General features: G+C 59.5%; 23 protein-coding genes, 1 tRNA gene and 5 pseudogenes. 15 read left to right on the top strand and 14 right to left on the bottom strand.

Annotation, left to right across the window (positions count from 1 at the left end):
- Nucleotides 1–210: 210 nt before the first annotated feature.
- From LOY67_RS06940 to rpoE, 3 genes and pseudogenes are all read right to left on the bottom strand, one after another.
- Nucleotides 211–1154: pseudogene (locus LOY67_RS06940) on the bottom strand (MucB/RseB C-terminal domain-containing protein).
- A gap of 9 nt (nucleotides 1155–1163) precedes the next feature.
- Nucleotides 1164–1751: a sigma-E factor negative regulatory protein gene (locus tag LOY67_RS06935; RefSeq protein WP_265066522.1), complete on the bottom strand. Its 588-nt coding sequence runs from the start codon at nucleotides 1749–1751 to the stop codon at nucleotides 1164–1166.
- Nucleotides 1752–1782: 31 nt separating this feature from the next.
- Nucleotides 1783–2364, bottom strand: a complete 582-nt coding sequence (gene rpoE / locus LOY67_RS06930; RefSeq protein WP_003172477.1) for an RNA polymerase sigma factor RpoE — start codon at nucleotides 2362–2364, stop codon at nucleotides 1783–1785.
- 559 nt (nucleotides 2365–2923) lie between these two features.
- Between rpoE and nadB the strand changes: the two genes are divergently transcribed.
- Nucleotides 2924–4540 carry an L-aspartate oxidase gene (nadB, locus tag LOY67_RS06925; RefSeq protein WP_265066521.1) on the top strand — a complete coding sequence of 539 codons (1617 nt, stop codon included), beginning with the start codon at nucleotides 2924–2926 and terminating at the stop codon, nucleotides 4538–4540.
- On the opposite strand, the gene LOY67_RS06920 is transcribed toward nadB, so the two are convergent.
- Entirely contained in the window at nucleotides 4509–4961 is a 453-nt protein-coding gene (locus LOY67_RS06920) for a protein YgfX (RefSeq protein ID WP_265066520.1), read from the bottom strand. The genes nadB and LOY67_RS06920 overlap by 32 nt on opposite strands.
- The gene (locus tag LOY67_RS06915) at nucleotides 4945–5199 is read right to left on the bottom strand and encodes a succinate dehydrogenase assembly factor 2 (RefSeq protein ID WP_039593311.1); all 255 of its coding nucleotides are present in this window, start codon (nucleotides 5197–5199) and stop codon (nucleotides 4945–4947) included. The genes LOY67_RS06920 and LOY67_RS06915 overlap by 17 nt, the downstream gene beginning before the upstream one ends.
- 149 nt (nucleotides 5200–5348) lie before the next feature.
- On the opposite strand from LOY67_RS06915, the gene LOY67_RS06910 reads away from it, so the two are divergent.
- Both LOY67_RS06910 and LOY67_RS06905 read left to right on the top strand, forming a co-directional pair.
- Nucleotides 5349–6290, top strand: a complete 942-nt coding sequence (locus tag LOY67_RS06910; protein ID WP_265066519.1) for a YgfZ/GcvT domain-containing protein — start codon at nucleotides 5349–5351, stop codon at nucleotides 6288–6290.
- A gap of 34 nt (nucleotides 6291–6324) precedes the next feature.
- Nucleotides 6325–7146, top strand: a complete 822-nt coding sequence (locus LOY67_RS06905) for an HDOD domain-containing protein (RefSeq protein WP_265066518.1) — start codon at nucleotides 6325–6327, stop codon at nucleotides 7144–7146.
- 18 nt (nucleotides 7147–7164) lie between these two features.
- On the opposite strand, the gene LOY67_RS06900 is transcribed toward LOY67_RS06905, so the two are convergent.
- Together LOY67_RS06900 and LOY67_RS06895 are read right to left on the bottom strand one after the other, a co-directional pair.
- Nucleotides 7165–8556 carry a sensor histidine kinase gene (locus tag LOY67_RS06900; RefSeq protein ID WP_265066517.1) on the bottom strand — a complete coding sequence of 464 codons (1392 nt, stop codon included), beginning with the start codon at nucleotides 8554–8556 and terminating at the stop codon, nucleotides 7165–7167.
- Complete coding sequence (locus tag LOY67_RS06895; protein ID WP_041020823.1) at nucleotides 8549–9220, bottom strand: response regulator; 672 nt, start codon at nucleotides 9218–9220, stop codon at nucleotides 8549–8551. Before LOY67_RS06895 ends, LOY67_RS06900 begins: the two co-directional genes overlap by 8 nt.
- Nucleotides 9221–9575: 355 nt before the next feature.
- Here LOY67_RS06895 and LOY67_RS06890 point away from each other — a divergent pair, with 355 nt between their 5' ends.
- From LOY67_RS06890 to LOY67_RS06875, 4 genes are read left to right on the top strand one after another with little or no spacing between them, the layout of a single operon-like run.
- The gene (locus tag LOY67_RS06890) at nucleotides 9576–10553 is read left to right on the top strand and encodes a Bug family tripartite tricarboxylate transporter substrate binding protein (RefSeq protein WP_265066516.1); all 978 of its coding nucleotides are present in this window, start codon (nucleotides 9576–9578) and stop codon (nucleotides 10551–10553) included.
- A gap of 55 nt (nucleotides 10554–10608) precedes the next feature.
- Nucleotides 10609–11070, top strand: coding sequence for a tripartite tricarboxylate transporter TctB family protein (locus tag LOY67_RS06885; RefSeq protein ID WP_265066515.1), 462 nt, complete (start codon nucleotides 10609–10611; stop codon nucleotides 11068–11070).
- Nucleotide 11071: 1 nt separating this feature from the next.
- Nucleotides 11072–12586 (top strand): tripartite tricarboxylate transporter permease, encoded by a 1515-nt coding sequence (locus LOY67_RS06880; protein WP_265066514.1) that lies wholly within the window; start codon nucleotides 11072–11074, stop codon nucleotides 12584–12586.
- Nucleotides 12579–13616, top strand: coding sequence for an AbrB family transcriptional regulator (locus LOY67_RS06875; RefSeq protein WP_265066513.1), 1038 nt, complete (start codon nucleotides 12579–12581; stop codon nucleotides 13614–13616). Before LOY67_RS06880 ends, LOY67_RS06875 begins: the two co-directional genes overlap by 8 nt.
- A gap of 114 nt (nucleotides 13617–13730) precedes the next feature.
- Here the strand turns inward: LOY67_RS06875 and ung are convergent, their stop codons facing one another.
- Complete coding sequence (gene ung / locus LOY67_RS06870; RefSeq protein WP_265067710.1) at nucleotides 13731–14426, bottom strand: uracil-DNA glycosylase; 696 nt, start codon at nucleotides 14424–14426, stop codon at nucleotides 13731–13733.
- Between the two features lie 127 nt (nucleotides 14427–14553).
- Between ung and LOY67_RS06865 the strand changes: the two genes are divergently transcribed.
- Nucleotides 14554–15666, top strand: a complete 1113-nt coding sequence (locus LOY67_RS06865) for an enoyl-CoA hydratase/isomerase family protein (protein WP_265066512.1) — start codon at nucleotides 14554–14556, stop codon at nucleotides 15664–15666.
- A 105-nt stretch (nucleotides 15667–15771) separates the two neighbouring features.
- Here the strand turns inward: LOY67_RS06865 and LOY67_RS06860 are convergent, their stop codons facing one another.
- Complete coding sequence (locus tag LOY67_RS06860) at nucleotides 15772–16137, bottom strand: hypothetical protein (protein WP_265066511.1); 366 nt, start codon at nucleotides 16135–16137, stop codon at nucleotides 15772–15774.
- Between the two features lie 382 nt (nucleotides 16138–16519).
- Between LOY67_RS06860 and LOY67_RS06855 the strand changes: the two are divergent.
- From LOY67_RS06855 to LOY67_RS06835, 5 genes and pseudogenes are all read left to right on the top strand, one after another.
- Nucleotides 16520–17125 (top strand): annotated as a pseudogene (locus LOY67_RS06855) (GGDEF domain-containing protein); the annotation flags it as partial.
- Nucleotides 17118–17336: a cysteine-rich CWC family protein gene (locus LOY67_RS06850; RefSeq protein WP_265066510.1), complete on the top strand. Its 219-nt coding sequence runs from the start codon at nucleotides 17118–17120 to the stop codon at nucleotides 17334–17336. The pseudogene LOY67_RS06855 and the gene LOY67_RS06850, both read left to right, overlap by 8 nt.
- Before the next feature lie 35 nt (nucleotides 17337–17371).
- Nucleotides 17372–18064, top strand: a complete 693-nt coding sequence (locus LOY67_RS06845; protein WP_265066509.1) for a pseudouridine synthase — start codon at nucleotides 17372–17374, stop codon at nucleotides 18062–18064.
- Nucleotides 18065–18374: 310 nt separating this feature from the next.
- Nucleotides 18375–19259 carry an alpha/beta fold hydrolase gene (locus tag LOY67_RS06840; protein ID WP_265066508.1) on the top strand — a complete coding sequence of 295 codons (885 nt, stop codon included), beginning with the start codon at nucleotides 18375–18377 and terminating at the stop codon, nucleotides 19257–19259.
- 157 nt (nucleotides 19260–19416) lie between these two features.
- A tRNA-Gly gene (locus tag LOY67_RS06835) sits at nucleotides 19417–19490 on the top strand.
- A gap of 241 nt (nucleotides 19491–19731) precedes the next feature.
- On the opposite strand, the gene lysA is transcribed toward LOY67_RS06835, so the two are convergent.
- The 3 genes and pseudogenes from lysA to LOY67_RS06820 all read right to left on the bottom strand — a co-directional run.
- Nucleotides 19732–20970, bottom strand: coding sequence for a diaminopimelate decarboxylase (lysA, locus tag LOY67_RS06830; RefSeq protein ID WP_265066507.1), 1239 nt, complete (start codon nucleotides 20968–20970; stop codon nucleotides 19732–19734).
- A 1-nt stretch (nucleotide 20971) separates the two neighbouring features.
- Nucleotides 20972–21118, bottom strand: a pseudogene (locus tag LOY67_RS06825) (EamA/RhaT family transporter); the annotation flags it as partial.
- Nucleotides 21116–21532: pseudogene (locus LOY67_RS06820) on the bottom strand (SidA/IucD/PvdA family monooxygenase); the annotation flags it as partial. The pseudogenes LOY67_RS06820 and LOY67_RS06825, both read right to left, overlap by 3 nt.
- Before the next feature lie 155 nt (nucleotides 21533–21687).
- Here LOY67_RS06820 and LOY67_RS06815 point away from each other — a divergent pair.
- A pseudogene (locus tag LOY67_RS06815) lies at nucleotides 21688–22645 on the top strand (LysR family transcriptional regulator).
- A gap of 83 nt (nucleotides 22646–22728) precedes the next feature.
- Nucleotides 22729–23280, top strand: a complete 552-nt coding sequence (locus LOY67_RS06810; RefSeq protein ID WP_265066506.1) for a hypothetical protein — start codon at nucleotides 22729–22731, stop codon at nucleotides 23278–23280.
- Between the two features lie 294 nt (nucleotides 23281–23574).
- Here LOY67_RS06810 and LOY67_RS06805 read toward each other — a convergent pair whose 3' ends face one another.
- Complete coding sequence (locus LOY67_RS06805) at nucleotides 23575–24495, bottom strand: nucleotidyl transferase AbiEii/AbiGii toxin family protein (protein ID WP_265066505.1); 921 nt, start codon at nucleotides 24493–24495, stop codon at nucleotides 23575–23577.
- A complete protein-coding gene (locus LOY67_RS06800) occupies nucleotides 24488–25246 on the bottom strand; it encodes a type IV toxin-antitoxin system AbiEi family antitoxin (RefSeq protein ID WP_265067709.1) in 759 nt (252 codons plus the stop codon). Before LOY67_RS06800 ends, LOY67_RS06805 begins: the two co-directional genes overlap by 8 nt.
- Nucleotides 25247–25538: the final 292 nt, after the last annotated feature.

Below are 25538 nucleotides of genomic sequence, written 5' to 3'. Positions count from 1 at the left end.
ATACGGCTCCCGTTACGACGAGCAGGGTTAAGCGATATGGAACAAGGAATACCAGTGGAAAGACACGTCGGTATTATCGTTCCGGAAAAACAGGCAAGGCCAGAGCCGAGCGGCTCTGACCTAATAGAAAAAAACTTGAAGTTTTGCAAATGAAAATGCTGACAGGAAGTTTCGGCATTTCGATCAAGACCGAACCACCGCGCCAGCATATTACTGTGTTGCCGTGGCGTCGGAACGCATGGACAGCGCGATCCGCTCAGCCGTACCAATAGGGATTTCGCCGACCACGGTCACCATCATTTCGCCCTGGGGCGTCGTGAGGCGACGAGAGACGGCTGCCGTAGGGCCGAGCTGGGTGCGCGTGTCGGTGACGGTCGCGCCGTTCAGGGGCTCCAGGAACACCGAGAAACGGGCCAGGCCATCGTCGTACATCAGGCTGCTGACCTGGACGTTGGTCTCCGGATCCTTGCGCACGGCGCTGTTGGTCAACTCGAAGCCGGGGGGAGCCAATCGGAATGCCAGCTGGTTTTCACCACAGCGGCCTTGCCGGCGTCCTGGACGACTGCCTTGCATTCGGTACTGGCTTGCAGGTCGCTGTCCGCCGGCTCGGCAATGTTCAGGCGAGTGAACTGGAACCGCTCGAGCAACTGCCCCTTGTCGTTGAGCAGCAGGGATTTGAGCGGCAGGCCGGTTTCCTTGTCCAGATGCAGCTCGAAGCCGTAGCGATGCTGGTCCCTGGGTGTCAGGGAAACGATGACAGCCGGTCGCCCGGCCACACGCGACTTGCCGATGACGGCAAGGTCGTACCAATTCTTGAGTTTTTGCGGATCGAGTGCACGGGCCGTGCCCTCGGTGTTGCCAAGCCCTGAGATCAGGGAGCCGCTGACGCATTGAGTATGTCCATCAATGCGCACGACTTCCTGTGCCGAGCCATCCTGCTGGAGCAACCGCTCGCGTACTTTGCCATCCTGGACACGATGCCAGATGTTATGGGTAGAAAAACTACCGTTGCGCTCGTAAACGAAAGTGCCTTGGAAGCTTTGCTGTTGCTCGGCCTGGCCCAAACGATTCAACCAGTCCTGAGCCTCATCGGCGTAGGCTGGGACAGCACACCAGCCACCCAGCAGCAGCGTGAATAGAGGTATGGCGCGCAAGGGTTGTCCTTAACGGTTTTCCAGACTGGCTGCACGGGCGTAAGGCAATGCGCTTTCAGTCCCTTTCAGGGCAGCCTGTTGGGCATGCTGACGCAGGTAGTTGGGCAGGCGCTGGTCGTGCCAGCCTGGCTGACCCTGCAGAACACCGTTGACCATGGGACCGGCGGCTTCCGAGCTTTCGCTGTAACCGGCCAATACCGCTGGGCCCTTGACCTGAGGAGCAACCAGGCTTGGCTGGTTGGTCTGCTGCGCCATCTGCACACCGGCGATTTCATCTTGGTTGTACAGGCGTACACCGGCCAGAACGGCGACGGTCACCGAGGCGGCAACTGCCAGACGACCCAGGTTACGCCATGGACTGCGGGAAACTTTTGCCGGTACAGCTTCGTCAGCCAATGCAGCAGAAACAGCCGCAGCGATATCCAGGCGCGGAAGCAGCAGGTCCTTGTGCATGACGGCCCGGGCAATCTGGTAACGAGCCCAGGTCTCACGGGTTTCAATATCGTCAAAGGCATTCAATACCCGACGTAATTCCAGTTCGTCCGCTTCGTTATCCATCACTGCGGACAGCGATTCCTGCAGGGCTTCACGACTCATGGCGTTCCTCTCTTGGCTGTCGCCGCTGTCTCTAGTTTTCCTGCAACAACGGCTGCAGGGCTTTATCGATGGCCTCCCGGGCGCGGAAGATCCGGGAGCGCACGGTGCCTACCGGACATTGCATGACGCTGGCAATGTCCTCGTAACTCAGACCGTCGAATTCACGTAAAGTTAACGCCGTACGCAAATCTTCAGGCAGTTGCTGGATGGTTCGATGGACGGTGCCTTCGATCTCATCCCGCAGCAACGCTCGCTCCGGTGATTCGAGATCCTTGAGGCCGTGATCGCCGTCGTAGAACTCTGCATCTTCGGAACTTACATCGCTATCCGGCGGCCGGCGGCCGCGTGAAACCAGATAGTTTTTCGCCGTGTTAATGGCGATGCGGTAAAGCCACGTATAAAACGCGCTATCCCCGCGAAAATTACCAAGTGCGCGGTAGGCCTTGATGAAGGCTTCCTGGGCGACATCCTGGGCTTCATGGGTGTCGTGCACGAACCGCACGATCAACCCGAGAATTTTGTGCTGGTATTTCAGCACTAGCAGATCGAAAGCTCGCTTGTCGCCGCGCTGAACACGTTCGACCAGCTGCTGATCCTCTTCCTGGGTTAGCATGAACACTCCTCGATAAGCTCGAAGGAGGCTTGCATGACTAATTGACCGGGCTTGCAAACATAGACTCGGGCTTTTCGCAAAAGTTCTCCCCCTTTCAAGCAAGTTTCCGGCGTGCTCTGATCCCGGCACGCACGAAAAACGCAGCACGAGATTCCCCGGCTGCGCGAATAATCTGTCACCGGGCCTGCCGGCAAGGACTCGAATCGAAGTCCTGCACCAACCCGACGCTGTTCCCTTTTGCAGACAACCGTCTATTGAACGTAGGCGCTTGGCAAAAGTTCCCGCCATTTATAGCCATTCAAGGCAGACATTGAGCAACCGTGACGAGATAAACCACGTTTCATCCTCGAAAACGCGGTCTTGTCGCCCGTCAGCGAAAATCTTGATCCGACGAAGCGCGTCGCTTTTCTGTCACGCTGGTTTCACATTGCCATGAATGCCCGGCTATTGTGCCGTTCCACCCCTCTATATACTAGTGGGCTGCGTGGCTGCCTGACCCGCTGCAGCGGATGTCTCGCGCCAACCCCGACCCGGGTCGCCTTGAGCGGAAACCTATCGAATGAGCCAACAGTTCCAACATGATGTTCTGGTAATCGGCAGCGGTGCCGCCGGATTGAGCCTTGCACTGACGTTGCCGGAGCACCTGCGCATCGCAGTACTGAGCAAAGGCGACCTGGCCAACGGCTCGACATTCTGGGCACAGGGCGGCGTCGCCGCTGTGCTGGATGACACCGACACCATCGAGTCCCATGTCGACGACACCCTCAACGCCGGCGGGGGGCTGTGCAATCCTGACGCCGTGCGCTTCACCGTCGAGCATAGCCGCGAGGCCATCCAGTGGCTGATCGACCAGGGCGTGCCTTTTACCCGCGACGAGCAATCCGGCACCGAGGACGGCGGATTTGAATTCCACCTGACCCGTGAGGGCGGCCACAGCCATCGGCGCATCATTCATGCAGCCGATGCCACCGGGGCAGCGATTTTCAAGACCCTGCTGGCCCAGGCACAGCAGCGACCGAACATCGAGCTGCTGGAACAGCGAGTCGCCGTCGACCTGATCACCGAAAAACGCCTGGGCCTGGACGGCGATCGCTGTCTGGGGGCCTACGTGCTCAATCGCGGCACCGGCGAAGTCGACACCTATGGCGCACGCTTCGTGATCCTGGCGTCAGGTGGCGCAGCCAAGGTCTATCTGTACACCAGCAACCCCGACGGCGCCTGCGGTGACGGCATCGCCATGGCCTGGCGCTCGGGTTGCCGGGTAGCGAACCTGGAATTCAATCAGTTCCACCCGACCTGCCTTTATCACCCGCTGGCGAAGAGTTTCCTGGTCACCGAAGCCCTGCGTGGCGAAGGCGCGCACCTGAAGCTGCCCAATGGCGAACGCTTCATGCAACGCTTCGACCCGCGCGCAGAGCTGGCCCCGCGGGACATCGTCGCCCGGGCCATCGACCATGAAATGAAACGCCTGGGCATCGACTGCGTTTACCTGGACATCAGCCATAAACCCGAGGCGTTCATCAAAAGCCATTTCCCGACGGTGTACGAGCGCTGCCTGGAATTTTCCATCGACATCACCCAACAACCGATCCCGGTGGTGCCGGCGGCGCATTACACCTGCGGCGGCGTGATGGTCGACCAGCACGGCCGCACCGACGTAGCGGGCCTGTATGCCATCGGCGAAACCAGCTTCACGGGCCTTCATGGTGCCAACCGCATGGCCAGCAACTCGCTCCTGGAATGCTTCGTCTATGCCCGCTCGGCCGCGGCGGACATCCTCGAGCAGTTGCCGCAGATTGCCATTCCGGCCGGCCTGCCGTCGTGGGACGCCAGCCAGGTTACCGACTCGGACGAAGATGTGATCATTGCCCACAACTGGGACGAACTACGGCGGTTCATGTGGGACTACGTGGGTATCGTGCGTACCAACAAGCGCCTGCAAAGGGCCCAGCATCGGGTGCGCCTGCTGCTGGATGAGATCGATGAGTTCTACAGCAACTATAAGGTCAGCCGTGACCTGATCGAACTGCGCAACCTGGCCCAGGTGGCCGAGCTGATGATTCGCTCGGCCATGGAGCGCAAGGAAAGCCGGGGGCTGCATTACACTCTCGATTATCCGAACCTGCTGCCCGAGGCACTGGACACTATCCTGGTGCCGCCCACCTACGCCGACTGAACCTGAGCCGCACCCGCAGGCGCCGATGGACATCCGGCGCCAGCGCGTCGCGGGGCACGCACTGCGAGCGGATCCGCCCCTCACCTTTCAAGCGAAAGCGTAGTATCACGATCATCGGCAGTGCCAGGCTGTCGGGGCGCAACTGCACCGCCTGCCAACCATTGGCCTTGTTCCAGAGCTGCCAGCCATCAACGTCCCGGCGCAATCCGCAGAACGCCTGGGGATGAGTCAGCAACAACTGTCGAGGTATCGTCCAGGCACCGTGGGCCAAGCACAGCACAACGCCAAGCACTGCGAACCCGAACGGGGCAGACATCAGGAGCAACGAGCCCAGCGCGAGTGCCTGGGCCAGCAGATAGGCCGCCAGCAGTTGCCCGGAGGCCTGCCAGCGGCATTCGAAGCGGTTACTTGGGCTGGACACGGTCCAGGATCATCCGGACCATGCGTTGCAGTTCCGGATCTTCGGATTCGCTGCGCTCCATGAACCAGCCGAACATGTCCTGGTCTTCGCACTCGAGCAAGCGGACGTAACAGGCACGGTCCACTTCATCAAGGTGGGGATAGACCTCTTTCACGAATGGCACCAGCAGTACATCAAGCTCAAGCATGCCGCGGCGGCTGTGCCAGTAGAGGCGATTCAGTTCTACATCTTCGACCATGGAGCGCTCCTCAAATAGAGCGCAAGTATACAGGCACGGCTGCGGCGATACAGACGGCTTTGGTCGGTCGCCATCGATCCTTTGTGAACTACCCATTTCAAGGGCGCGCCCTTATGATGTCCACCAGACTTTTTACCCTGCGATGACTCATGGCTGATTCCGCTTTTTTCTGCACCCTGTCTCACGAAGGCATTCTCGCGGTTCGCGGCGTGGACGCCGGCAAATTCCTGCAGGGCCAATTGACCTGCAACCTCAACTACCTGAGCGACAGCCGTGCCAGCCTCGGCGCCCGTTGTACCCAGAAGGGCCGGATGCAATCGAGCTTTCGGATCCTGCTCGAAGGCGATGGCGTGCTGATGGCAATGGCCACCGAATTGCTCGAGCCGCAATTGGCGGACCTGAAGAAATACGCTGTGTTCTCCAAATCCAGGCTCACCGACGAAAGTGCAGCCTGGGTTCGCTTCGGCCTGGAGAACGCCGACGCGGCGCTGACTGAACTGGGCCTGGCGCTGCCGGCCGAGATCGACAGCGTGGCGCGCAACGAGGCCCTGATCGCCATCCGCGTGTCCCCCGGCCGAGTCGAGCTGTGGGCCCCGGCCGAACAGGCCGACGCGTTGAAAATCCGCCTGGGCACGACCTTGGCCGAGGCGGACCTGAACCCGTGGCTGCTGGGCCAGATCCGCGCAGGCATCGGCCAGGTCATGCCGGCCACGCGCGAGCTGTTCATCCCGCAGATGCTCAACCTGCAGGCGGTCGGCGGCGTGAGTTTCAAGAAAGGCTGCTACACCGGCCAGGAAATCGTGGCCCGCATGCAATACCTGGGCAAACTCAAGCGTCGCCTGTATCGCCTGCAACTGGATGCCAGCGAACTGCCGGAGCCCGGCACCGCATTGTTTTCCCCCGCCCATGGCAGTGCCATCGGCGAGGTGGTGATTGCAGCGCAAGCCGAGCGAAACATTGAACTGCTGGCAGTGTTGCAGGCCGAAGCAGCAGAAGAAGGCAACGTGCACCTCGGCACGCCGGAAGGCCCGATACTGAAATTGCTGGACCTGCCTTACGAACTGGACCGCGACCGCGAAATCCAGCACTGATCGCAGCATTTGTCGCAATACCTAGAGAATCGAAATGAGCGATTTGGCGGATAAGGTCCAACGGGATTTGGTAGAAGCCATCGATAACGATGACTTGGTTCTGCCGACATTGCCGGAAGTGGCCCTGCAGATTCGCCGGGCCGCCGAAGACCCGGAAATCAGCGTCAGCAACCTGAGCAAGGTGATCGGCCGCGACACGGCGCTTTCAGCGCGCCTGATAAAAGTGGTCAACAGCCCATTGCTGCGCGCCACTCAGGAAGTCACCGACCTGCACACGGCCATTACCCGGCTGGGCGTCAATTACAGCAGTAACCTGGCCATCGGCCTGGTCATGGAGCAGATCTTCCACGCCCGCTCCGAGGTGGTGGAACAGAAGATGCGCGACGTCTGGCGCAAAAGCCTGGAGATCGCCGGCGTCAGCTATGCGTTGTGTAGGACTTATACACAGCTCAAGCCCGATCAGGCCGCCCTGGGCGGGCTGGTGCACCAGATCGGCGTGCTGCCGATCCTCACCTACGCCGAAGACCATAATGAGCTGCTGTCAGACCCGGTCAGCCTCAACCATGTCATCGAAACGATTCACCCGGTGCTGGGGGACAAGTTGCTCAGCGTCTGGGAGTTTCCGGAGAGGCTGGTGAAACTGCCGGGCCTGTACCTGGATTTCGCCCGGGAATCCCGACAGCTTGATTATGTCGACCTGGTGCAGGTCGCTGCGCTGTATTGCTACAAGGACAGCGACCATCCCCTCGGCAGGGTCGACGTATCCAAGGTGCCGGCGTTCCAGAAGCTGGGCATCGACCCGAACGACAAGGAACGCTGTGCGGATCTCGAAGAAGCGCGGTCGATGTTTTACTAGACCGGGTTCGCCTCAGAGTCAGTCTGAGCCTGGGATAAAACTCACCCGCACCTTCAACCCACCTTCTTGCCCGTCATGCAGGCTGATCTGCGCCAGATGGGCGCGGCAGATTTCTCCGACGATGGCCAAGCCCAGGCCAGAACCTGCAACCTGCTGGTTGCGTCGGTAGAAGCGTTCGAAGACACGGTCACGCTCGTGCAACGGAATGCCGGGACCATCGTCCTCGACCTCCAGCACCGCAGGTGCGGCGACCCGCAGAATCACGTTGCCGCCCGAGGGCGTATGGGCCAGGGCATTGTCCACCAGGTTGCTCAACAGCTCATTCAACAGGGTCGGTTCACCTCGCAGCCACACCGGCTCGTCGGCTTCAAGGGCCAATGCCACGCCTCGCGCATGGGCCAGCGGCGCCATCGCCATACCCAGCTCACGGGCCAACTGACTGAGGTCCAGCAACTGCGCGCCCCCCTCGGCAATCGCCCGCGCACCGTTTTCCACCCGTGCCATGGACAGCAACTGGTTGGCCAGATGCGTCAACCGATCGGTGCCCTGGGCCGCAGTCTCCAGTGTTTCCCGCCAGGTCGTCGGTTCGCTGGCGCGCAGCCCCAGCTCAAGCCGCGCCTTGAGCGCAGCCAGGGGCGTGCGCAGTTCATGGGCGGCGTCGGCGATGAACTGCGCCTGGCGCTCGAACTGCCCGCGCAAACGCTCGGTAAAGTGGTTGAGGGCTCGCACCAGCGGCCATAACTCGTGCTGCACTTCCACCAGCGGCAACGGCCGCAGATCGTCCGATTGACGCTCCTCCACCGCCGTACGCAAGCGCTCCAATGGACGCAACGCCGCGCTGACCGCGAACCACACCAACAGCAGTGCGCCCACCGCCAGCATGCCCAGGCGCAACAGCGTGTCGGCCATCAGGCTGCGGGCCATGCTGACGCGAGCCTCTTCGGTTTCCGCCACACGGATTTCCGCCATGCCATTCATGTTCGGCTCGCTCACGGCCTTGAGCAGGCTTACCACCCGCACATCCTGGCCCTGATAACGGGCATTGTAGAAGCGCGCCAGGGCTGGATAGTCGTCCGTACGCGGCGTGCCGGGTGGCGGGCCGGGGAGGTTCTCGTAGCCGGAGATCAGCTTCTTGTTGATGTCATTGACCTGGTAATAGATGCGCCCGGCGCTGTCATAGGCGAAGGTGTCCAGGGCCACGTAGGGCACATCCGCGCTGAGGCTGCCGTCGCGTTGCGACAGGCCGGCGGCGATGGTCCGGGCTGAGGCCAGCAAGGTCCGGTCATAAGCCGTATCCGCGGCTTCACGACCGTTCCAGTAGGCGCTCAGGCCGCTGGCCAGCATCAGCACCACCAGCAGCAGCGCCAGGTTGCGCAGCAGTCGCCAGCGCAGGCTGTCGGGTCTATGCATCGCGGGTTTCCAGCAGATAACCCAAGCCCCTGAACGTCACGATTGCCACGGCGTGCCCATCGAGTTTCTTGCGCAGGCGATGGACGTAGATTTCAATCGCATCGGGACTGGCTTCTTCATCCAGGCCGAACACCTGGGCGGCGAGTTGCTCCTTGCTCATCACCCGCCCCGGCCGCGCGATCAACGCCTCCAGCACGGCTTGCTCGCGGGACGTCAGGGTCAACAGTTCGTCGTCGAGGGTAAAGCGCCGGGTGTCCAGGTCATAGATCAGCCCGCCACAGCGCTGCTGGCGTTCGCCGCCCAGTACACTGCGCCGCAACAGCGCCTTGACCCGGGCTTCCAGCTCGGTGAGTTCGAAGGGCTTGGCCAGGTAATCGTCGGCCCCCAGGTTGAGGCCATGCACCCGGTCCTTGACGTCGCTGCGAGCGGTCAGCATCAACACCGGCAAGGTCTTGCCCCGCGCCCGCAGGCGCGCCAGCACTTCAAAACCGTCCATGCGCGGCAACCCGACGTCGAGTACCGCCACGGCGTATTCCTCGCTGCTCAATGCCAGGTCGGCGGCCACGCCGTCGTGCAACACGTCCACAGTCAAACCAGTGCTCTTGAGCGCTTGGGCGACGCTTTCGGCGAGCTGCAGATGGTCTTCGACGAGCAGAACACGCATGGGTTTTTCCTCGATTCAGGAACGGTCGGCGCCATTCACTGGCGCGGAGTTTACAGCCGCATCCGCTGCTGTGAAGCCTGAAAACATCCTGAAAGCTTTTGAAAGGTTAGCGAAAGGTTGGGCTATTAGAGTCCTCTCACGGACAGTTTTGACTGTCGGTCGCGAAACCCCTCGCGAATGAAAAACGCCTCGAAGCGTTTTCGTAAGAATAAGAATAAAGCGGAGTATCCACCATGCTGTCCATACAGCTCCAGGCCACGATGCCTGCCCACCCCTCCCGCTTCCATCAGGCCGTTCCCCGGTCTGGCCTCTTGCATTTGCAATACACACAACAACAACTCCTGTGGAGACAAGTATGAGCCTTTCACTGCGTAAAGTAGCCCTGGCCGCTGGCTGCCTGATATTCGCCGGGCAGTTGCTCGCCGAACCGAAGCGCCCCGAATGCATTGCCCCGGCCTCCCCTGGTGGCGGTTTCGACCTGACCTGCAAACTGGCGCAAAGCGCGCTGGTCAACGAAAAGCTGCTGACCAAGCCGATGCGCGTTACCTACATGCCGGGCGGCGTCGGCGCGGTGGCCTACAACGCGGTGGTCGCCCAACGCCCCGCCGATGCCGGTACGCTGGTGGCCTGGTCCAGTGGTTCGCTGTTGAACCTGGCCCAGGGCAAGTTCGGTCGTTTCGATGAGAGCGCCGTGCGCTGGCTGGCCGCCGTTGGCACCAGCTATGGCGCCATTGCAGTGAAGAGCGACTCGCCCTACAAGACCCTGGACGATCTGGTACAGGCCCTGAAGAAAGATCCTGGTTCGGTGGTGATCGGCTCCGGCGGCACCGTCGGCAGCCAGGACTGGATGCAAACCGCACTCATCGCCAAAGCCGCCGGCATCAACCCCCGTGACCTGCGCTACGTGGCCCTCGAAGGCGGCGGTGAAATCGCTACCGCCCTGCTCGGCGGCCACATCCAGGTCGGCAGTACCGACATCTCCGACTCCATGCCCCACATTCAGAGCGGCGACATGCGCCTGCTGGCCGTGTTCGCCGAGAAGCGCCTCGACGAGCCGGAAATGAAAGATATCCCGACCGCCAAGGAACAAGGCTACGACATCGTCTGGCCGGTGGTACGCGGTTTCTACCTCGGGCCGAAAGTCAGCGACGAAGACTACGCCTGGTGGAAAGACGCGTTCGACAAACTGCTGGCTTCCGAAGAGTTCGCCAAGCTACGTGACCAGCGCGAACTGTTCCCGTTCGCCATGACCGGCCCGGAACTGGACACCTACGTGAAGAAGCAAGTAGCCGACTACAAGGTGTTGGCCAAAGAGTTCGGCCTGATCCAGTAACCGTCTCTGTTCGCGCGGCGGCGTCGGCTCCCCCGGCGCTGCCCAGGAGTTAGTCATGCTCACCCTCCAACGTATTTTTGCCGCGGTGTTGTTGCTGGTCTGTATCGGCCTGGCACTGATGGCCTGGCCTTACCAGGCCGCTTTTTCCTACGAACCGGTCGGCCCACGGGCCTTTCCCTTGCTGATGCTGGGTCTGATGGGCCTGGCGCTGCTGTACATGGTGTTCCGCCCGGCCCCCATCGTGCACAGCGAAGACGATCCGCAACTGGACCGTGAAACCTTGCAGAAGATCGGCATCTGCGTCGCGCTGTTGCTGGTATTCGCCGGAACCTTCGAGCCCCTGGGCTTCATCGTCTCCAGCATCCTGATCGGGGTGCCGATGGCGCGCCTGTATGGCGGTCGCTGGGTGCCGAGCGTGGTGATCATCAGCCTGATGGCCATCGGTCTTTATCTGTTGTTCGACAAGCTGATGGACGTGCCGCTGCCCCTGGGCCTGCTCGACGTCCTGGAGAATTGATATGGATACCCTGAATTATCTCGGCCAGGGTTTCGGTGTCGCGCTGACGCCTTATAACCTCGTCACAGCTCTGACCGGCACCCTGATCGGCACCGTGGTCGGCCTGCTGCCCGGCCTCGGTCCGATCAACGGCGTGGCGTTGCTGATCCCGATCGCCTTCGCCCTGGGCCTGCCGCCGGAATCGGCGCTGATCCTGTTGGCAGCGGTGTACCTGGGTTGCGAATACGGCGGGCGCATCAGTTCGATCCTGCTCAACATCCCGGGGGAAGCCTCCACCGTGATGACAACCCTCGACGGCTACCCGATGGCCCGCCAGGGCCTGGCCGGGGTGGCGCTGTCGTTATCGGCGTGGAGTTCGTTCATCGGTGCGTTCATTGCCACGTGCGGCATGGTGCTATTCGCTCCGCTGCTGGCCAAATGGGCGATTGCCTTCGGGCCGGCGGAATATTTCGTCCTGATGGTATTCGCCATTGTCTGCCTCGGCGGCATGGCCGGCGACCGCCCGCTGAAGACGTTCATCGCGGCGTTGATCGGGTTATTCCTGTCGTCTGTGGGGATCGACGCCAACAGCGGCGTGTACCGCTTCACCGGTGACAACATCCACTTGACCGACGGCATCCAGTTCGTCGTGCTGGTGCTGGGCCTGTTCTCCATCAGCGAAATCCTGTTGCTGCTGGAAAAAACCCATCGCGGCCAGGAAGCGGTGAAAGCCACCGGGCGGATGATGTTCAACTTCAAGGAAGCCGCGTCGGTGTTCGTCGTGAACCTGCGTTGCGGCCTGCTCGGTTTCATCATGGGCGTGTTGCCAGGTGCCGGAGCAACCCTGGCCAGTGCCGTGGCCTACATGACCGAGAAACGCATGGCCGGTGCCAGCGGCACCTTCGGCCAGGGCGACAAGCGCGGCCTAGCCGCCCCGGAAACCGCCATCGGTGGCGCAGCCTGTGGTGCGCTGGTGCCGATGCTGACCCTCGGCGTTCCCGGCTCGGGCACCACGGCGGTGATGATCGGCGCGCTGTCGCTGTACAACATCACCCCGGGCCCACTGTTGTTCCAACAACAGCCGGACATCGTCTGGGGCCTGATCGCCTCCCTGTTCATCGCCAACGTCATGCTGGTGATCCTCAACATCCCGATGATCCGCGTCTTCACCCGCATCCTGGCCGTGCCGAACTGGGCGCTGGTGCCGGTCATCGCCATCATCACCGGCATCGGTGTCTACGCGGTGCACGCCACCACGTTCGACCTGTTCCTGATGATCGGTATCGGCATCTTCGGCTACATCCTGCGCAAGCTGGACTTTCCGTTGTCGCCGGTGCTGCTGGGTTTCATCCTCGGCGGCCTGATGGAGCAGAACCTGCGGCGTGCGTTGTCGATCTCCAACGGCGCACTGGAAATCCTCTGGTCGAGCCCGATCACCTTTGGCTGCTGGATCCTGACGGCGATCATGCTGTTCATGCCACTGCTGCGGATCTGGCGTCGCCGCGCAGCCCAACGACGCGCCGTGGCCGATGTCTGAAACGACCTTCAGACAATGGTGGGGAACACCGCTGGTCGGCCTGGCCGGCGGTTATCTGGCCAGCCTGATCGGCTGGCCTTTGCCCTGGATGGTCGGCTCGTTGCTGGCGATCATCCTGGTGCGCTGCCTGACCCCGTGGCAACTGATGGAAATCCCCGGCGGCCGTAAATGCGGCCAATGGGTGGTGGGCATCGGCATCGGCCTGCACTTCACCCCCGTGGTGATGGAACAGGTCCTGGGCCACTTCGGCCTGATCTTCTTCGGCGCGCTGATCACCAGCGTGTCCAGCGTGGTCAGTGTGTGGCTGATGCGCCGCACCGGCGAAGACCGCGCCACCGCTTTCTTCTCCAGCATGCCGGGCGGTTCCGGCGAAATGGTCAACCTTGGCGCTCGGAACGGCGCGGATCTCAGCCGTGTCGCCGCGGGCCAGAGCCTGCGGGTGCTGGTGGTCGTGCTGTGTGTGCCGGCGGCGTTCAAATACCTGCTGGGCGAAGGCGCCCCGGTGCAGCACGCCACCACTGTGGACTGGCTGTGGCTGGCGCTGTTGTTCCCGGCGGGCGCCCTGCTCGCCTGGATCTGGGAGCGCCTGCGTCAACCCAACCCGTGGTTGTTCGGGCCGCTGCTGGTGAGTGCGGCGGTCAGTATCGGTTGGGACCTGCACATCGGCCTGCCCAACGGCGGCAGCCAGATCGGCCAGTGGCTGATCGGCAGCGGCTTGGGTTGTCACTTCAACCGGCAGTTCTTTCGCCGGGCGCCCTCGTTCATGGGGCGCACCCTGATCGGCACGGTGTTGACGATGCTGATCGCCACCCTCGCGGCCCTGGGCCTGAGCACGCTGACCCATCTGGACCTGCGCTCACTGACCCTCGGCATGATGCCCGGCGGCATCGCAGAAATGAGCCTGACGGCGGAGACGCTGCAACTGTCGGTGCCGCTGGTGACGGCGTTGCAGGTGATGCGGCTGTTGTTCGTGTTGTTTCTGGCGGAGCCGTTGTTCAGGTATTGGATGCGACGACCGGGTTCCGCCTGATCGTTCGTGTCGCCCTCATCGCGAGCAGGCTCGCTCCCACATTGATCCGTGCCTGCACCGCAGATCCTCTGTGGGAGCGAGCCTGCTCGCGATGAGGCCCGCATTGCCGAACATTTAAACCGGCGGCAACCGCCAATCGATCGGCGCCTCGCCATGCTGCTCGAGAAACTTGTTCGTCCGGCCAAAATGCCCGCACCCCAGGAAGCCACGATAAGCCGACAGCGGCGATGGGTGGACCGAGGTCAGCACCAGGTGTTTGGTGGCGTCGATCAGCTTCTGCTTGCTCTGGGCATGAGCGCCCCACAGCAGGAACACCAGATTCGGTTGATGCGCGCTGACCACCTCGATGACCCGGTCGGTAAAATGTTGCCAGCCCTTGCCTGCATGAGCGTTGGCATTGGCACGTTCCACGGTCATGGTGGTATTGAGCAGCAACACACCCTGATCGGCCCAGCTTTGCAGGTAGCCGTGGTTGGGGATGTCGATGTTCAGGTCGCGCTTCAATTCCTTGAAGATATTCACCAGCGACGGCGGCGCCGGTACGCCCGGCTGCACCGAAAAGCACAGGCCATGGGCCTGGCCCGGGCCGTGATATGGGTCTTGCCCCAGGATCACCACCTTGACCTTGTCCAGCGGCGTGGAGTTGAGGGCGTTGAAAATCAGCGAGGCCGGTGGGTAAATCTCCTTGCCGGCGGCGTATTCCTGGCGCAGGAATTCGCGCAACTCTGCCATGTAGGGCTGGTCGAACTCGGCACGCAGCGCCTGCTTCCAGCTCGGTTCGAGTTTGATACGGTCGTCAGCAGTCATGATTGCACCCGGTAAAAACAATGGGCGCACCCTAGGAAAGCCTACATGGCTTGTCAATTGATCTGACGCAGAACCGGCACTTTCCCACGCAGCGTTCATACTGAACATTCAATTTCTGATCGAGGTCACGATGAATCTGCACTTCGAAGAACTCACGGGCATCACTGGGGCCCGTATCGGCATTGCCACCCTGGACGCCGAAAAATCCTTGAACGCCTTGTCCCTGCCGATGATCAACGCGTTGCGCGAACGTCTCGATGCCTGGGCCCGGGAACCGCAAGTGGTTTGTGTATTACTGCGAGGCAACGGCGCCAAGGCCTTCTGCGCGGGAGGCGAAGTCCGCAGCCTGGTGGAAGCCTGCCGCGCCCATCCCGGCGAAGTCCCAGCGTTGGCGGCGCAATTCTTTGCGGCGGAATATCGCCTGGACTTCAACTTGCACACCTACCCCAAGCCCTTGGTGTGCTGGGGCCACGGCTATGTGCTCGGCGGCGGCATGGGTTTGCTGCAAGGCGCAAGCACCCGGATCGTCACACCAAGCAGTCGCCTGGCGATGCCGGAAATCAGTATCGGCCTGTACCCGGATGTCGGCGCCAGTTGGTTCCTGTCACGCTTGCCGGGCAAGCTCGGGCTGTTTCTCGGCCTGACCGGCGCCCACATGAACGCCCGGGATGCCATCGACCTGGGCCTGGCCGACCGTTTTTTGCTGGACGAGCAACAAGACGACCTGATCGAGGGCCTGCTGCAGCTCAACTGGCAGGAACAGACCGACATGCAACTCAACAGCCTGCTCAAGGCCTTGCAGCAGGAAGCGCTCGACCGGTTACCCGAAGCCCAATGGCTCCCACGTCGTCGACAAATCGACGAATGGCTGGATGTCAGCGACGTGCGTTGCGCCTGGAAAGCCCTCAGCCTGCTGGTCGACCATGCGGATCCGCTGATCGCCCGGGCCGCCAGGACCATGACCGAAGGCTCACCGCTGACCGCTCATCTGGTCTGGGAGCAGATCGCCCGGGCCCGTCACTTGTCGTTGGCCGGCGTGTTTCGCATGGAATACACCCTGAGCCTCAATTGTTGCCGGCATCCTGAATTCAGTGAAGGCGTGCGGGCCCGACTGATCGACAAGGACCAGAAACCTCACTGGCACTGGCCGGACATCAACCATGTGCCTGAAGCGGCAGTGGAGGCGCACTTCCACAAGGCCTGGGAAGGACGGCATCCGCTGGCGGATCTGGCCAATGAATAGAAATCCCGGATGAAACCATGTGGGAGCGAGCCTGCTCGCTCCCACAGATTTTGTTGCAGGCGAAAAAAAGCGGCGCTCGATGCGCCGCTTTCAGTTACCTGGAGATCAGCGGTGACTGCCCCGTCCATCATGATCGCCCCGTCCCCGACGGTCATGGCCGCCCCAGTCACGGCCACCCCAACCACCCCGGTCATGGCCGTCCCAGCCGCCCCGACTCGGATAAGACCGATAGACTGCCCGCGGTGGCGAATAATAGCGGGGAGCGGGTTGGTAGTAGCGCGGCGCCGCTTGGTAATACCTTGGTGCCGAATAGTAGCGCGGCGCCGAGTAATAACTCCCACCGCCGTAATAGACCGGCGCCGGTGAGGTGTAGACCTCGGAACGGTAATAGCTCGAGTCTCCGTCGTAGTAAGGCACGCAGGCCGAAAGAGTCAAACCGAGAAACGCAAGGAGCAGCAATCGTCGATACATGGCGGCCTCCTGGACCGCGAATGGGCCGCATCAGCGACGCTGATGGGCGGCAGTCATCTTTCGGTGACTGACGATTAATCTGACAACAAAAACGGAATCTGGTGCGATTTGGCAATAAGTTGAAACATCTAGCCTTTTGCCTGTTTCCCGGACTCGCCACAGAGTCCCCTCCACAAATCCCGTCGCCATTTCCTACAAGCCACTAAACTGAGTCCATCCGATCGCCGCTCAGGGAATCGCCATGTCGCCTCGTTCGCCGTTGTATTCCCAACGCAAACCGCTCCTGGCACTGGCGGTGCTGCTGGGTACGGGCTTTCTGGTGATTTCGCTATTGGGCTATTACGTCGCCCACACCTCGATACGGGACAACCTGCTCAAGGTCCTGTACCTGAATCTTGTGATTGGCCTGCTGATCACGCTGGCGGTGCTATTAGTGCTGTGTCGGATCATCAGCAGCTATCAACGCCGCATCGATGCCCAGGCAACGCTCGACAGCCTGACCGAACTGCCCAACCGCCGGGGCTTCGACCTGCTCGCCGTGCAAGCTCTCCATGAGGCTCAGCGCGAGCCCAGACCCTTGACCGCATTGTTGCTGGAACTGGACGACTTCAAGCGACTGGACACCGCCCATGGTCACATCGCCAGCGATCAACTGTTGACCGGGTTTGCCCGCGACCTGACCGATAGCCTGCGACATTCGGACATCGTGTGTCGCTGGAGTACCGACGCCTTTGTCGTCCTGCTCAAGGACACCGACGGACAGACAGGTCTGAAAATCGCCGAGAAAATTCGTCAGCACATCGAGAGGCAACGCTATTTCTGCAGTGGGAAGCAACTGCTGGCGACTATCAGCATCGGCCTCACCACCTTGCAGGACAACGACACCTTGCACAGCTTGCTGTCGCGGACCGATCATGCGCTGCAACGTGCCCGACAAACCGGAAGCAACCGAACCTGCGTTGAGATGCCCCACTCCAGTTATGAATAAACCCGACTTGTGCCCCGCCTGCGGCAGCGCCAATGACTGCACCCTGGCCAACCCGAACACAGCCGACCGAGCCTGCTGGTGTTACGGTGTGAGTATCGACCCGGTAGTGCTCGAGGCATTGCCAGCCGAACTGCGCAATCAATCCTGCCTGTGCCCACGCTGCGCCCGAGTCGAAAGCCAATTGCGCGCCAGACAGCAGCCGATCGCGTAAGATTCCCGCCCTCCGCTCCCTTGCCTGAATTGCCCATGCGCGTCGACCGTTTCCTCAGCAATCTACCGCGCTTCAATCGCCAACAGGTCCGGTTGTTGCTGGTGGCGCGTCGGGTGCGAATCGATGGTCTGGTGGTCAGCGACCCGCACGCTCAGGTCCGTGAGTTCAGTCGCGTCGAGGTCGACGACGAATTGCTGCAGGCAGGCCGACCGGCGCGGTATTTCATGCTGCACAAACCCACCGGCTGCGTCAGCGCCACCCGCGATCCGCAGCATCCCACCGTGCTCGATTGGCTGGACGAGCCGGACAAGGACGACCTGCACATCGCCGGACGCCTGGACTTCAACACCACCGGGCTGATGCTGATCACCAATGACGGCAGTTGGTCGCGACGCCTGACCCAGCCACAGACCAAACTGCCAAAGGTCTACTACGTCGAAACCGAGCAGATCATTACTGCCGAATACGCCGTCACCTTCGCCCGAGGCCTGTACTTCGCTTTCGAAGACCTCACCACCTTGCCCGCGGAGTTGACGCTGCTGGGGCCGAACTCGGCGCGGCTGAGCATCGTTGAGGGGCGCTATCATCAGGTCAAACGCATGTTCGGCCACTTCGATAACAAAGTGTTGCGCCTGCACCGCGAAGGCATGGGGCCGCTTTCGCTGGACGCCGATCTCGAGCCGGGCCAATACCGCGCCTTGACCCCCGAAGAAGTCAGCCTGATCTGAGCTACGGACCGCCGGGCAGAAGTGTCGAACAATTTTCAAAAAGACACTTGCGCAACGGCCATCCCCCTGCTTGAATCAGACCGTCGGCCGAAATGTGACCGATGAGTCACCCCATACCTCTAAGAAACTTTTTGTCGGCCAGAACCTCTGGTTCCGCCTTGCCCGCCGACAAACTGCCCGCTTAATAACAACACCCGTCGACCGGTCTTTTTGGGATCGACTTGGGCCTTATCTTCCAGGCGAATGCCTACCTGTCACATTGCCCGTGCAATCTCATTGCGCGCATACCCGCTTGCCAGGAGTCTATGACATGAGGCCAGAAATCGCTGTGCTGGATATACAGGGTCAGTATCGGGTTTACACGGAGTTCTATCGCGCAGACGCCGCACAAAAGACCATCATCCTGGTCAACGGCTCGCTGGCCACTACCGCGTCGTTTGCACAGACCGTCAAGAACCTTCATCCGCAATTCAACGTCGTGCTGTACGACCAGCCCTACGCGGGCAAGTCCAAGCCCCACAACCGGCACGAGAAGATGCTGACGAAGGAAGTCGAAGGCCAGATCCTGCTGGAGCTGATCGACCATTTCGCCGCCGAACACGTGCTGTCGTTCTCATGGGGCGGCGCCGCCACATTGACCGCGTTGTCCCAGCGCCCGCGACGTATCGAAAAAGCCGTGATCAGCTCGTTCTCACCCATCCTCAATGCGCCGATGCGCGACTACCTCGAGCGTGGTGTCGATTACCTGGGCAACCTGGACGGCGACCGTGTGGGGCATCTGGTCAACAGCACCATCGGCAAGCACCTGCCGCCGCTGTTCAAGCGCTTCAACCATCGCCACGTCAGCAGCCTGGCCGAGCATGAATACGGGCAGATGCATTTCCACATCAGCGAGGTGCTCCAGAGCGACCTCGGCTGCTACGCCACTGCTGCGAAAAAAATCAACGTGCCGGTGCTGTTCCTGAACGGTGAATGGGACGAGTACACCTCGGCCGCCGACGCCAGGCTTTTCGCCACCCATGTGCAGCACAGCACGTTCAGCACGCTGCAAGCCACCGGGCACTTCCTGGACATGGAGCACAAGGCCGCCTTCCGGGACAGCCGCAACGCCTTGCTGGGCTTCCTCAAACCGGGCCACCACGAAAGCCGACCACGCTACAGCCAGGTGCAGGGCTACCATGCACTGGCAATCTGAAACCGCGTCCTCGCGAGCAAGCCCCGCCCCCTCGACAACGGGGCTTGCTCGCGAACGACCGCTCTGGTTTGAGGCTTGCGTCGACGGGCAACCTCAGCGTCGGTAAAGAAAAACTTCAAATCCGCGCCCACATCTGGTACAAAGTCAGCCGCTCTGAGCGGGTGTCGTATAATGGCATTACTCCAGCTTCCCAAGCTGATAACGAGGGTTCGATTCCCTTCACCCGCTCCAATCGAATTCTGGTCTCGCGTCGTGGTGGTTTTGACGGGGGATATAAAAACCGGCACTGGGTGGCCGGTTTTTTTTGGTCTGGAATTTATGTGTTGCCGGCGCGTACGGACGCGGTTGAATGGAATGTCCCAGTTCCCCTACTAGTGGCCTGTACAGTTAATCGAGTGCACGAATAGCCACACAGACCACCCGCCACCCGCGAGCATCGAGCAAACATACGGGGGAACCGGGATGTGCTCCCTCAGCTGACCTCTTCGAGCTCCAATAAGGTACTCAACGTCTGACGCTTCCTGATCAGCCGATCTTCACCACCATCCATTAATACCTCCGCAGCATGTGTGCGACTGTTGTAGTTAGAAGACATGGAAGCGCCATAAGCCCCTGTGTCATGGAACACAAGATAATCTCCTACCTCGGCAGCGGGTAGAAGTCGAGACTCGACAATCCCGCCATCGGACTGGGTAAAGACATCACCGGACTCGCAAAGCGGACCCGCCACCACGGTAGCCCGCATTGGTAATGGCTCATCGCGCGAAGTAATCAAGGAAATCTCGTGATAACTGCCATACAGCGATGGACGCATCAGGTCATTGAAACCCGCATCAACCAGTGTGAAGTGGTTGCTGCCCATCTGCTTGATTGCACGCACCTCTGACACGAGTACTCCAGCATCAGCAACCAAAAAGCGCCCTGGCTCGATTTCCAGGCGTACCGGATGACCTAGATGGCGTTCAATTTGCTTCCTGGCGGCATCCCACTGCGCAAAATAATGGTCGGCATCGACGGGCTTTTCGCCAGCCCGGTATGGAACGGACAAACCGCCTCCAGCTGAAATGGCCTCGATATCATGGTCCATGCCTGCTATCAGTTCTGCCATGGTGCTGCAGACTTGCTTTAAATGCTGGTAATCCACTCCAGAACCAATGTGCATGTGCAGACCGACAAGATGAAAATCGTATTTACGGACCAGCGTCAGGGCGTCCTCTAACTGCGTATGCCATATTCCATGCTTGCTGTTTTCGCCGCCGGTATTGGTCTTACGACTGTGCCCATGACCAAAGCCTGGATTGATCCGTAGCCATATGCGATGACCAGGTGAAAGCGGTCCCAACTGACGCAGCATATCGATTGAACCAACATTGACTTCGACTTGCGCCTCTACCACTCGCTGCAATGTGGCTTGATCAAACACGTCGGCAGTGAATACGACTTGCGCAGCTCCCGACGACGCCCTGCTGACAAATCCTGCACGTAGCGCGCGTTCTATCTCACCCAATGACACGGCATCTACCACCGCCCCGGCATCGCGCATCAACCGCAGGATATGGAGATTGGAACAGGCCTTCTGGGCAAAGCGAACGGTATCGAAAGCAGCCAGCTGCTTGATACGCTGTTGGATCATCTGGCCGTCGTACACCCACAAAGGGGTGCCATAGTGAACCGCAAGTTTCGATACAAGACTCTCAGGGAAGGAACTCATGTCAGCAAGTCTCAGGTAAGCGGCGCGCCTGAAGCGCGGGCAGGATAGAAATGATAAGCACCGGAAGTACAACCAGGCCGATGCCCGCCAGGGTTGTCATGCCCAAAGGTTCATATAGAAGAGCGACCGCGAATATGACCCCGAAATACGTACTGTTTTCGGTAAAAACCTCAAAGCCCAGGGAATGGGGCTTTATCATTTTCACATCCTCTCCCCATCGCACTGCCGGGAGGCATTGAGCCACCCACTGCAGATATTGGTTGAACTCTCGCCGTGTGGTTCTTTGAAAGCCAGCGTTCACATACTGGTAGAGGCGCTTGTGTTCATGAAGAAACGCTAGAAAGGAGAAAGGGCTGGTTGGGTCAGCAAAACTGACGAGGTCTTTGAGGAAACTGTTCTGGACAGTCGTATTCTGTAAAAGCATCCCGGCATGCCAACTAAAATGGTTCTGCTTTTCGAGGAAGCAGTTCCGAACAGTCTTTATCGGGTGAAGAAGCGCCGCAACGCTCAGGTTGAACGGACCCGCACCTACTCCCACGGCATCAAATACTTGATTGTCCATCGGTCTTCCCTACCTTGATTAGCGCGTGTGCATCAACGGTGCTATCGCGCAGTGGGCGGCATCATGAGGAAAGACCAGCCACTCATAAAATATCAATATTCAGTAACTTTATTCATTTATGATATGGCTCTATCGAAAACGATGAGTTCCTGTTCATGTCAGCCACGCTGCGCCACGTAGAAGTGTTTCGAGCAGTCATGACCTCAGGCAGCGTTACGGAAGCCGCAGCAATGCTGCATACCTCCCAGCCAACTGTGAGCCGCGAGTTGGCACGCTTTGAGCAATTGACCCAACTCAAACTGTTTGATCGAGTGCGTGGCCGTTTGCGACCTACGGCTCAAGCCCTTTCTCTTTTCGAGGAGGTGCAACGGGCCTACTTTGGCTTAGGGCGGATTCTGAACACGGCCGCGTCATTAAGGGAGTTCGAGCACGGTCAGCTATCGATTGCCTGTCTACCAGTGTTCTCGCAATCCTTGCTGCCCAAGGCATGCCAGCGTTTCTTTGCGCAGTTCCCAAAAGCCAGCATGAGCATTACGCCGCAAGAGTCCCCCTTATTAGAGGAGTGGCTGTCGGCCCAGCGCTACGATCTTGGAATGACAGAAGTGGCCATAGCCCCCCCCAGGGACAGAGCTTCTGCCCTTGATGGTTGTTGATGAAGTCTGTGTTCTGCCAATGGGCCACCCGCTATTGAAGAAACATACGTTGGCACCTGAGGACTTCTCTTCAAAGCCTTTTATCAGCTTGTCCAACCTTGATAGCTACAGACAGCAGATCGACGAAATTTTCCGTCAAGCCCAAGTGGAACGGCAAATGGTCTTGGACACCCATAGCGCCGCATCAGTCTGCGCATTGGTTCGGGAGGGGGTTGGCCTTGCCATCGTCAATCCACTGACTGCACTGGACTTCGTTGGGCAAGGTTTGGAAATCCGGCCGTTCACAGCATCGATACCGTTCACCGTCAGCCTCGTTAAACCCCTGTACCGACCGGCCTCCCCACTGGTTATCCTGTTTGAAGACGCATTGCGCGAACAAGCCGCGTTAGTTGAGGCACGACTGGCTACGATCAGCAGTCGCTCGCATGTGAACCGTGGCGATCGAACGGATATTTGCTAACGCCCTTGGGAGCAAGGTTGGATGGCGCCCCATGGTATTTCCCGCTATCCACCGGCACGCAGAGTAAATAAAGGAGAGCAGGCATGCGCGTCATTGATTCATACCTTCCTACCTATCAATTCAGTGAAGTGCATTCAATAGACGTACCAGTGTCTCCCTCCCGGGCGATGGCGCAAGCGCTTGCTCATCGTCCGGAAGACGACTGTTTTTTTCGATATGCAATCAAGCTCCGCGAGCTGCCTATGCGCCTGCTGGGTAAGTATCGACGCGAGGGGTTTGAGCGACCCGCTTCCTTCGGCCTGGATAACTTCACATTGCTCCAGCGTAATGACGACACAGAGGTCGCTTACGGGCTGGCTGGCAAACTCTGGAAAGCTGACTATGGCCAAGCCCTTATCGCGGATGCCGAAGCTTTTCAGGCATTCAATGAGCCGGGTAACGTGAAGCTGGTTATAGATTTCACATGCCAGTCATTGCGGCCAGGTTTGACGAGAGTCACCACGGAGACGCGAATACAGTGCCTTGACGCTGATGCGCTACGTAGTTTTACGTCGTACTGGTACCTGATTCGACCTGCCAGCGGTCTCATTCGTCGTCGCATGTTGAAGGCGATTGCGAGACGTTGTGGGAGCTGAGTCTGCGTGAATTCATATTCTGGTTGAAGTATCTGAGTTACAGAGACCAAACGTATTTTGCAGCAAAAGCAAAAACGACAAACAGGATCAGAGCGAACACGGCACCAACGCTGAGTGGCAACAAGGTAGCGCGGATTCTGGTCGGGGTCGTGCGTCTCATCTCCTCAGCGAAAGCCGCTACCTCAAGATGGAGTTGCTCAATGTTGGCTTGATTACTACGAGGTGGACATATTCCTTTCTCCTCCAGAGTCGCGGGCCGTGCTGAAATGCATCATGCACATGCTAGGTAGACCCCTAGACTTGGCTCAGAAGCCTTTCGAGTTCACCCGCCTGAGACGCAAAGTCTTCGGGTCGGCGTTTGCGGAAGGTTTCCAGATTTCTGAGTTTCCATTGCAGTGCAGGTAGCTGCGCAACGTGCTGACATTGCAACAAAGACCAGTCGGGTCGTGCCCACGCGAGCCCTTCCAGGAATTGCTTATGGGCCACACTCAATCTTGCTGGTAATTCACGACGAAGCTGCGCCCGAGCATCAAGCAACGTGGACAAGGGGCACGCGACTTCGGTCATGCCCATGAAGGCACGGTCGTACTCGGCAGCGATATTCTTGTCATTGCCGAATAACACTTCATGAATCGGTCTATTGTGCCCGGCCAGATAGACCACAAAGCACTCCACCATACCGTCGGTGATTCCCCCTGTTTCGTATAGCTGCCACACATCAAAAAGATCGCGAGGGTGTTGCCGGTCAAGCGCGGCGGTTAGTTTCCCGGCATAGAGCTCGTCTGGGGCAAGAGTGGGTACGTCAAACTCGACACCGAAAAGATCACCCGTCCTGGCACAAAGTTGTCGCCGCTCCACAGGCAGAACCGTCCCTCGAAACACGACATTGACTTCGATCTTGACTTGGCTGGTCTCGTTTTCAACGATCAGCTTGGTATCGCCCAACTCCCCGCTGCGAACAAGGCGGGTATGCACGCCAAGACTCTCAACACGTTCTGAAATAGCTGCCAACTCCTGATTGATCGCACGTAGCGCGTCCTCACGAGGGGTCTGCCATGGCAGGTATACGACATCGATGTCGACCGACAGACGCGGCATATCTTGCATAAAAAGATTGATGGCGGTGCCGCCCTTCATGGCAAAGATATCGTTGGCGAATACATCGGGGGCAACGGCGAGCAAAAGGCGGACGGTGTCCGCATAGCTTTTATCCATGAGGTTTCAGGCTCAACAGCGTGCCGTCATCAAGGCGGCTCATCCAGCGCTTGTTGCTGCCGGTACGGACCTCGTGTTGCGCCAGCAAAGCATCGACATCTACGACATTCGTCTCGCGAGCCCAGGAGAGGAACAGACGTACAGCCTTCACGCTGGTGCAGCAGGACAACAGATGCCCAAGGAGCTCCTTGCGGGGAGAACGTAAACCGTCGAACAGATTGCGTGCCTCTTCGAGACCTTGTTTCACACCTGTCTCATACAGCAACTCCATGAGCGCACGCTCGGGAACGGATACTTGCATTCCCTCTGGTAGACCCGGCGGGGTAGTTAGCGTCTTGACGGGCAAAACAGTGTCCGGCCACTCGAACAGTTGGGCGTGCACATAACGAGCAGGAAAACGCGAGGTGAACCATGTTGGCAATACAAAGCGGGTATCGCCCCACAAGACCAGCGTATCTCGAGTGCTCAGGTTATGGCGCACACCCTGCACAGCCAATGCACTCTTGCCGCCGATGTGCAGACCAGGCACACGCTTCTGGAGGAACAGGATTGCCTTGTGAACGCCGAAGTCATCATTCGGGAAGGCATAGACCCCTTGTGCCAGACGCACGAGCCAACCTCCTTGCGCATAGCGTGCGGCGAGCTGCGCCGAGACCCCGAACTGCTCAAGAGTAGCGAGATCGAAGGGTGCGCCGCGAGGTAATTCCGCTTGAAGACGCTTGATTATCTGATGTCGGGAATTTATATCCATGATTGAAAAGTAGCACAAATTCCAATCAACAAATCCGGCAGGACAGAAACTCTGCACGAAAATTAACCTCATGGTGTATTTTTTCAGCAAGATCTAATCAAAAGAGTACGCACTCGCATCTCAATCCGATGGCACCGTTATCCGGTCTTGATTGCAGCTTTCTTGTGTCTGCACGAATGCTCCATTGAACAGCTTTACCTAAAATATCGTACGGTTCTCATGAGGGGTTGTAGGCAAACTCCGAGAGTTGCGTAAGGGGTACGTCAAATGCCTATTTTGGGCGGGCTCCCAG

The organism is Pseudomonas sp. B21-056 (assembly GCF_026016325.1).
Taxonomy (GTDB): domain Bacteria; phylum Pseudomonadota; class Gammaproteobacteria; order Pseudomonadales; family Pseudomonadaceae; genus Aquipseudomonas.
The sequence above is the reverse complement of the archived record's forward strand: the minus strand, read 5'-3'. Positions and strand labels throughout refer to the sequence as shown.